The sequence below is a fragment of the Paenibacillus daejeonensis DSM 15491 genome (assembly GCF_000378385.1).
GTDB lineage: Bacteria > Bacillota > Bacilli > Paenibacillales > Paenibacillaceae > Paenibacillus_D > Paenibacillus_D daejeonensis.
This window is the reverse complement of the sequence record NZ_KB899661.1, coordinates 314,475-322,287: the sequence shown is the minus strand read 5'-3', so window position 1 is coordinate 322,287 and position 7,813 is coordinate 314,475. Positions and strand designations below refer to the sequence as shown.

The following is a 7,813-nucleotide window of genomic DNA, read 5'->3' as shown; positions in this document are numbered from 1 at the left end:
ATCCGCCACCCGCTGGCTGTAACGCACCTATCTTCCTCTACAGGTCCGAAGATCCGCCAACCGTCGCCTGTAGCGCACCTTTCTTCCTCTACAGGTCCGAAGAACCGCTACCTTTGACTTTGCTAGCCTCTATGAGTGTCTTAAAATCATCCGTAGGATGCCTTTAGTGCTTAACGAAGTAACTGCAGCACGCCCTGCGGTTGCTGATTAGCCTGGGCAAGCATCGCTTGGGCCGCTTGGGTGAGGATATTGTTCTTGGTGAACTCCATCATCTCTTTGGCCATATCTACATCGCGAATGCGGGATTCGGCTGCCGTCAGGTTCTCTGCGGAAGCGCCCAGATTGTTAATGGTGTGCTCCAGACGATTCTGGAACGCCCCCAGCTTGGAACGCTCATTGGAGACCGATCGGATCGCATTGTCTAGCACTTCGATCGCAGCGGTCGCTTTCTCCGATGTCGTGACATCCAGACTATACTCCACGCCTGTGTTGTTCGTTCCGTTGGTTACGGCTTGAAAAGCGGAGAACGCTGCACCGGCTACAGAGCCCTGTGCTGCGCCTGCGCTTGTACCGGAGATGCCCAGGGCCAGGGAACGCATGTCGCCGATGTCCACCGTCAGTGTTTGTCCGTTATTGGCGCCAATTTGCATTTTCAGACCTTGATCCACAGCGTCAGCGCCTACTGTCGATTGAGCTCCCTCGGAAGCTGTCAATTTCAACGTTTTGGCAAGCTCGTCCGCACCGATGGATACCGTTCCTTCAGCACCCTGCGTTCCGGTAGAAATGACGAATTTGCCATCCGCCAAGCTGACCGTTGCATTGGCCAGAGCAGGGTCAGCCGCTCGAATCTGGGTTTGCAAGTCGGAAGCCAGACCGCCTGCAGTATAGTTGCCCACTGCCAGTTCAATATTCACTTCAATGCCGTCAATGAACAACGTGCCAGTGTGGTTGGCATTCTGTCCCTGCGCCACCTCTGCCGAGCCAAGACCAAGCGCAGCCGATGCACTACCTGTAATGGAGCCGATCGTACTGTCAGTGCCTGTCAAATTGTTGGTGATGACCAGCTTGTTGTCCGCCGTGAAGGAGGCCTCGGCATTGCCTAAGCCAAATGCGGTGTCCAGCTTGCTGTTCAGATCGGTCAGGAAGTCCGTACGATCGTTGACGTCCGTGAAGTCATAGTTGCCATCTGCGAGGGTCACACTCTTCGTCACGCCACCGACCGTGACGGACAGTTGATTGTTACCCGATCCTTCTGTGCCAGTTGTGAATGAAGTTCCAACTAACGCAGCCGCGCCGCCTGTGCCAACAATGGCGAACTCGTCTGCAGCATCCGCCGTTGAGAAGACAATATTGTTATCGGCGTCGAAGCCAACCGACACGCTTGCGAATGCGCCGCCCAGCGCTTGAATTTTGCTCTCGATATCATCGATGAAATCTTGCGCGCTCAAGCCGCCAAGTGCATCGGAGTAGTCTTGCGTAGCCAGGCTAATGGTCTGCTCCACGCCGTTCAAGGAGACCGTCAGCAGATTGTTCTGGCCGCCTTGCTCATAAGCCGCACTAGTCAAGCCGAGTTCAGCTGCCGCCGAGCCCGTAATATTGGTAATCGTGCTGGCTACGCCCTCTACGTTGTTGGTCAGTACCAGCCGGTTCGTGACGGCCTCGAAGGAAGCCACGACATTCCCATTGCCGAATGTACCGTCCAATTGCGTATTCAGGTCCGCCAAGAAGCTATTGCGACCGGCTGCATTCGCCATATCATACGTATCAGCAGCCAAGCTGATCGTCTGGGTATTGCCGCCAACCGTCAGCGTAAGTTCATTGTTCGGCGTATCCGCTCCAGCGACCAGGTCGGAACCGTCACCGGCTGTAGATAGATGGGTGAGGGCATTGCCGCCGACTAAGGCGAAGCTGTCACCTGCATCAGCGGTTTTGAAAACAAGCTCGCCATCACCGTTGAAATTGACCGTTACGTTGGCAAAGTCCCCGCCCAGCGCTTGAATCTTGGTTTGCAGATCGTCTCTGAAATCAGCTGCAGTGGTACCTGCACCACTGTTGTCATAATCGACTACAGCCAATGAAATCGAGGCAGAGACCCCGTTCAGGCTGATCGTAAGCTCGTTGTTATTCGCATCAACATCTGGACCTACGGCAGTCGTATAAGCGGTCGAAGAAGTAATTGTCGCCCCTTGAGTAGAGGCGTCGACAATGGTGAAGGTTCCGCCAAGCGTAGCGGCATCTACCGTGCCCGTCGCCGTTGCAGAAGTAGCTTGGATGTTCGGACCGCTGCCCGCGTTGGAAGCATCGCTATAAGCCACATTACCGGTTACCGTACCGCCGCCGATCGCAGAGATGTTAACATTGCCTAGCGCAGAGCCTGTAGCAGTTGCAACTGTATCTGCTGCTGTAATTGAAATCGTGCCGGAGACAGCTCCGCCAGTTACGTTAGCCGTTTTTGCCGTCTCCACGTTGAGCTCACCTTTGAGCAGGCTCTTGGTGTTAAACTCGGTTGTATTGCCGATCCGGTTGATTTCGGAGGTCAGCTGGTTGACTTCCTCCTGAATCGCCTGACGATCCTCCGTGGAGTTCGTGCCGTTCGCCGATTGCGCAGCCAGCTCGCGCATGCGCTGCAGAATGCTGTGCGTCTCGCTTAGTGCACCCTCAGCCGTTTGGATCAGGGAGATCGCGTCCTGCGAGTTGCGGGTAGCCTGCTCCAAGCCGCGGATTTGCCCCCGCATTTTTTCGGAAATCGCCAGACCCGCCGCATCGTCGCCGGCACGGTTAATCCGCAGACCGGAAGACAGCTTCTCCAGTGATTTGCTTGTGCCCACGTTGTTCGTTGCCAGCTGCCGGTGCGTGTTCAATGCCGCGATGTTGTGATTAATTCTCATTCTTTTCTACCTCCGTGTGGTGTGATTCAGGATACCTCTCCATTTGCATCCTGTTTGAAGCCCATGCGTGAGACCTGCCGCGCTCACCTTGCCAATCGCGCGCTGATTGCAAGCCGTGAGGGACTTCACGCGGTTCTTCCCTGAACACACCACTCTTCCTTAAGTGGTAGATAATAAGAATGGTTGTCGCTAGTCGTTATTCGTTATCTTGCGTGCTGCCGCTCCGTTCCGCCAACTCACCACGAACGATGGAGATGTGCCGAGGTGCATCAATGGCCAGACGCAGATGTCCCTCATCGCTCTTGATCACCTTCACCATAATGTTGTTGTCGATCATGATAAATTCTCCTGGCTTTCTCCCTAATACGAGCATGGGCTCATCTCCCTAATCTTGGTTGGTAAAATGGGTACAAAAAAATGAGCAAACATATCGCAGCCTTCTTCGTCCTGAAGAGTAACGGCGATTGGTTTGCTCATCCCTAAGACTGATATGGTTTGTGGTGATGGTACCTGAGCGCACAGCAAAAAGACGACTAGCGCGCATGGCAAGGTGAAACGGCTAACGTCGTCTTTTGGCGGCGTCGCAAGTTTCATTCCAGGGAAATACAAGCCAAGTAAATAGGAGAATCCTATACTTTCTTGTATTTTGAAGAAGAACGTAATCGTCCCTGAAACACCTGCGCTTCTACTCGTCCTTGAGGAAGCGGATATCTACTTTAGCTCTTTCATCGGCATAAGGAATACATTTATTTAGAGCTTTTTAAAAAATAATCTGCGCACGTGCTGGATTAGGACTGGTGCCATTATCTTGATCTCCACATTGCCTTTCTTTTGCCCAATTGGGTAGAGTGGGTCATAAAAAATGGGGTGACAATTTGGGCTAAATCGCCCGGCAGTTCGCGACGCTTATTCTTGACCCACTGGATCAATACGCTGGTTGAAGAGCCGGCAATGGAAGCTGTTAAATACTCAATGTGTTCTTCTGGTAAACCAATTGCGGAATCATTTTGTTCGATATAAATCTGTTTGAGAATTTCCGAGTAGGCATCGGTCAAAATGTCCGTTCTGTTGATCTTGATTATCGTTTCAAGCAAATCGGCGTGACCGGACCAGAACGTAAAGAACGGTGCCGTTGCAGCTGAGCTCGTCAGGTCGCCATGCTGCAATTGATAATCGACGAGATAATCATTGAGACTTAAGCAGGTTTGGTGGCACTTATATCTAAGCACGTCATCTTTATGTTCAAAACTTCGGTAAAAGGTGGATCTTCCCAAGTTGGCTTGATTGACGATATCCGTCACACTGATATCCTCGTAACACTTTTCCTCGATTAGCTTTTGCAAGGCCTCATAAATCCACTCGCTGGACTGGATGGAGCGTCTATCGCAGCTGATATGATACACAAACAGCCCTCCTGTTTCACATGTCTTCCATTTATTGACTGAGCATTTAAGGGGATTATATAATAACAAATCATACGGAGCAACAGTATCCGTCGATAACATGTTTTCACATCAGATGTACAAATTGAAGGAGGAGTTTTTATGCCAAGCGTAACCTTGAACAATGGGGTGGAAATGCCGTTAATAGGATTTGGCGTGTATCAAATTGAAGACCCGGAGCAATGTGAACAGGCTGTGCTCGACGCTCTTCTGGCAGGCTACCGCTTAATCGATACGGCTGCTCTTTATATGAATGAAGAGGCGGTAGGCAAGGCAATCAAACAGAGTGGTATTCCAAGAGAAGAACTGTTTATTACGACCAAGCTATGGGCTCAGGATGCGGGCTACGAGAAAACCAAGATCGCATTTCAGAAATCACTGGAACGGTTACAGCTGGAGTATTTAGATTTGTATTTAATTCACGTGCCTTACGGAGATGTATACGGATCTTGGCGGGCGATGGAGGAGCTCTATCACGAGGGTAAGATAAAAGCGATTGGCGTTAGCAACTTTTACCCCGATCGGCTGGTGGACCTGATTCTTCATAATGAAGTCGTACCTGCAGTAAATCAGGTTGAAACCCATCCTTTTAATCAACAAATAGAAGCGGAAAAAGTTATGAAAGAGATGAACGTGCAAATCCAGTCCTGGGGACCTTTCGCTGAAGGAAGAAACAAACTCTTTCAAAACGAAGTCTTGGCTTCTATTGCAAAGCAGTATAATAAATCTGTAGCTCAGGTGGTCTTGCGTTGGTTGACCCAAAGAGGAGTCGTTGCCATTCCCAAATCTGTGCATAAGGATAGAATTATCGAGAATTTCAATAGCTTTGATTTTGAGTTGAATGCGTCAGATATGGAGAAGATTGCCGGCTTGGATAAGGGCGAGAGTGCATTTTTTTCGCATAGTGACCCTGAAATTGTGAAGTGGATGGATACCCTCAGACTTGATCAGTAAACGTCTAGCATAGAACGATAGGTAATCGCTGCCCAGACAACTTGTATTAGAGATATAAAAAACCTCTTAACACTTTAAAGTGTTAAGAGGTTTTTTTGTTAGGAAGTTGCACCCAGTGCGGCAGCTAGAACAACAATATTGCATGCCCCGGCAAGCCGTTCCCGCTTGCCCCGGCATGTGGTTCCCACATGCCCCAGCAAATAGATATGTTAATCCAACTCCAATAGTGATAAAATAGAAAGGTATATAGTGATTCGGAGGGGTGTATGATTCATCTGCGCTCGGGCTTTGCTGTGGCGTTTTAAGCTGGAGCGCCGGCATCCTTTCTGCAAATCTTAAGATATAAGGATGGTAATGATGGGCAACAGACAAACGACAACAGATGTCATCTTGATCGGTGCCGGCATTATGAGTGCAACGCTGGGCTCCCTGCTGAAGGAGCTAGCACCCGATTGGAGTATAACGGTCTTGGAAAGACGGTCTACCGCTGGCGAGGAGAGCTCTAACGAATGGAACAACGCCGGAACCGGCCATGCTTCCTTGTGCGAGTTGAACTACACGAACGAGAAACCAGACGGTACAATGGATATTAGCAAAGCCGTCAAGGTCAATGAGGAATTCCGCGTTTCCCAGCAGTTCTGGTCCTATCTGGTTCAGAAGAAGATGATCAAGAGTGCGCGCGACTTTATCGTGCCGCTGCCGCATATGAGTTTCGTGCAAGGTGAGAAGGATGTAGCGTTTTTGAAGAAGCGGTTTGAAGCGATGTCTGCCAATCCGCTGTTTGAAGGCATGGAATATTCCGATGACCCGGCCAAGCTGAATGAGTGGATTCCTCTCATTATGAAGGACCGCAACACGAACAAGCCGATCGCGGCTACCAAGATTGATTCGGGAACGGACGTCAATTTTGGTTCTTTGACGCGCCTGCTGTTCCAACACTTGAAACGCAAAAAAGTGGATATGCGCTACAACCAAAATGTCGACGACATCAAGCGTGCCAGCGACGGGACGTGGCAGCTCAAAGTGCGTAACACACAGAATGGTGGCATTGAACGGTTGAATGCCAAGTTCGTCTTCATCGGCAGTGGCGGTGGCAGTTTGCATCTGCTCCAGAAGTCGGGCATCCCCGAGGGCAAGGCGATCGGCGGCTTCCCCGTCAGCGGGATCTTCCTGGTCTGCCGCAAGCCGGAAATCGTCGCCCAACACCACGCCAAAGTATACGGCAAAGCGCCAGTCGGCGCACCGCCAATGTCGGTTCCGCATCTGGATACCCGTTTCATCGATGGCAAGGAATCCCTGTTCTTCGGACCCTTCGCTGGCTTTTCACCGAAGTTCCTGAAGTTTGGCTCAATGTTTGACCTAATCACCTCGGTGAAGGGACATAACCTCATTACGATGACGTCTGCAGGGGTGAAGAACGTCCCGCTGACGACGTATCTGATCAAGCAGGTCATGCTCTCCAAGGAAAAGCGGATCAATGAGCTGCGAGATTTCGTACCAGGCGCCAAGAGCGAAGACTGGGAGCTGCTGGTAGCCGGTCAACGGGTACAGATCATTAAGAACACGCCGGCAGGCAAAGGAACGCTGCAGTTCGGCACGGAGGTCATCAGCGCGGCTGACGGCTCCATCGCTGCCCTACTCGGTGCTTCGCCGGGTGCTTCGACAGCCGTATCCGTTATGCTGGAGGTTATCGAGAAGTGCTTCCCGAGCCAGCTGCCTGAGTGGGAGCCCAAGATCAAAGAGATGATCCCCTCCTACGGGAAGAAATTATTGTCGGAGCCGGAGCTGATTCGGGAACTGGATGCAAGCAATGTACAGGTGCTAGGACTTTCGGGCAAGACGAAGAAAGTCAAGCAATCGGTGTAAGTATGGATACGGAATGGCCTTTATCTCTCGTCGGGGGATAAAGGCTGTTTTTTTGCTAAATTGCGAATCCATATACCGTAGCTCCCCGTATTAAAGCGGAGACAGCATAGATCTAGCAGTACTCCTAGCCAATCAGAAGTTACATACGAAAAAGGAGGCTAATCATAATGTACGAACAATTATCCACTAAGCTGGCGAACACCAAGGCGATCCGCTGGTTTCCGGGTCACGGAACGGACGAGGCATCTATTGCGGAGGCAGAGACAGAGTTGGGCTTCGCCTTGCCGCCTTCGTATCGCTGGTGGCTGCTTCATTACAACAGCGGCCACTTGAACGGCGGGGACATCTTCGGTTTGGCGCCGGCAGAGCACCGGGATATCGCTGACAATGATGTGCTCTATAATTATCGGCTTCATCTGGAGGATGAGGATTGGCGGAGACAGTTCCCGAGCCGCTTGGACCTATTCATACCGGATGCGGACGAGTTGTTCTTCTTTGACACGTCGGCTCGAGACGAGCAAGGGGAATTCCCTGTCATGTGCTTCGATTTGATCAACGCAGAGATTTTTGAATACGCACCGACATTTGCTGCGTTTTTAGAGCAATTGATCGATGAACGGGAAGGCGGGCGATAAGCCCGTCTTTTTGCTGTGCGGTGGCTGT

The 7,813-nt window shown here is 51.1% G+C and carries 6 protein-coding genes; 3 read left to right on the top strand and 3 right to left on the bottom strand.

Going from position 1 to position 7,813, the window contains the following annotated elements; genetic code table 11:
* Positions 1-170 precede the first annotated feature (170 nt).
* The 3 genes from F556_RS39175 to F556_RS36235 form a co-directional block, all read right to left on the bottom strand.
* A complete protein-coding gene (locus F556_RS39175; RefSeq protein ID WP_020617301.1) occupies positions 171-2,888 on the bottom strand; it encodes a flagellin N-terminal helical domain-containing protein in 2,718 nt (905 codons plus the stop codon).
* Between the two features lie 196 nt (positions 2,889-3,084).
* Positions 3,085-3,261 (bottom strand): carbon storage regulator, encoded by a 177-nt coding sequence (locus F556_RS0112505; protein WP_026297263.1) that lies wholly within the window; start codon positions 3,259-3,261, stop codon positions 3,085-3,087.
* Between the two features lie 430 nt (positions 3,262-3,691).
* Positions 3,692-4,291, bottom strand: coding sequence for a TetR/AcrR family transcriptional regulator (locus F556_RS36235; protein WP_020617299.1), 600 nt, complete (start codon positions 4,289-4,291; stop codon positions 3,692-3,694).
* 141 nt (positions 4,292-4,432) lie between these two features.
* Between F556_RS36235 and F556_RS0112495 the strand changes: the two genes are divergently transcribed.
* From F556_RS0112495 to F556_RS0112485, 3 genes are all read left to right on the top strand, one after another.
* On the top strand, positions 4,433-5,284 hold the full coding sequence (locus F556_RS0112495) for an aldo/keto reductase (RefSeq protein WP_020617298.1): 852 nt from the start codon (positions 4,433-4,435) through the stop codon (positions 5,282-5,284).
* 357 nt (positions 5,285-5,641) lie between these two features.
* The gene (gene mqo / locus F556_RS0112490; protein ID WP_020617297.1) at positions 5,642-7,150 is read left to right on the top strand and encodes a malate dehydrogenase (quinone); all 1,509 of its coding nucleotides are present in this window, start codon (positions 5,642-5,644) and stop codon (positions 7,148-7,150) included.
* Between the two features lie 167 nt (positions 7,151-7,317).
* The gene (locus F556_RS0112485) at positions 7,318-7,785 is read left to right on the top strand and encodes an SMI1/KNR4 family protein (RefSeq protein ID WP_020617296.1); all 468 of its coding nucleotides are present in this window, start codon (positions 7,318-7,320) and stop codon (positions 7,783-7,785) included.
* Positions 7,786-7,813 lie beyond the last annotated feature (28 nt).